Source organism: Streptomyces sp. A1136 (genome assembly GCF_004795055.1).
Taxonomy (GTDB): domain Bacteria; phylum Actinomycetota; class Actinomycetes; order Streptomycetales; family Streptomycetaceae; genus Streptomyces.
In genome coordinates this window covers 1-585 of sequence record NZ_SSBJ01000269.1, presented here as the reverse complement: position 1 = coordinate 585, position 585 = coordinate 1, and the positions used below count along the sequence as shown (strand labels likewise).

Sequence of the window (585 nt, the reverse complement as noted above, 5' to 3'; positions counted from 1 at the left end):
TGCTGCGGCACCTCGCGGCGGGCTGGCTGCACTCCGTGTACGAAGGGGAGTCCGAACTCGATCCGGGCACGACCCTCGCCCTGGCCGGCGTGCTGATGGAGCTCGCCGACCAGATCGACGTGGAGTGCATCGCGTTCATGCCGATCCGGAGCGAGGACTCCGGCTGACCGCCTGCCCGCACCGTGGGCCGGGCGGCTCCTCCCTCACTCCTGCTCCTCTATCCCGATCGCCTTCTGCAGGTCCCGGTGGGCCGCCCCGCCGCGGCCCTCCTGCTGCTCCAGGAGGGCCGCCGCTATGGCGTCCAGCTTGCGCTGGATGGCGTGCTCGGCCCGCCGCTCCGAGTTCTTCAGCAGGGCCAGCAGCAGCAGGGACACCGCCGCCATGGCATCACCGGCGAGGTGCTGCCACGAGGACGGCAGGTGGAGCAGATGGCTGGTGGCGTAACCCGCCACCAGCAGGACGCACAGGAGGGCGAACGGTACGGAGCTGGTGAAGTTCGAGGCGCGCTCGGCCAGTCTCTCGAACGGGCCGAGCCGCCCCGTCTCGTTCTTCTCAGCCGGATGTTCGAATGTCATGCCCGCCGCC

At 70.4% G+C, this 585-nt stretch carries 2 protein-coding genes; one reads left to right on the top strand and one right to left on the bottom strand.

The annotated features are described in order from the left end of the window. The first annotated feature begins 2 nt into the window (after positions 1 to 2). Complete coding sequence (locus E6R62_RS41625) at positions 3 to 167, top strand: DUF6213 family protein (protein WP_276615699.1); 165 nt, start codon at positions 3 to 5, stop codon at positions 165 to 167. Between the two features lie 36 nt (positions 168 to 203). On the opposite strand, the gene E6R62_RS38505 is transcribed toward E6R62_RS41625, so the two are convergent. Next, a partial coding sequence (locus E6R62_RS38505; RefSeq protein ID WP_306432518.1) for a low affinity iron permease family protein occupies positions 204 to 585 on the bottom strand: 382 nt, incomplete at its 5' end.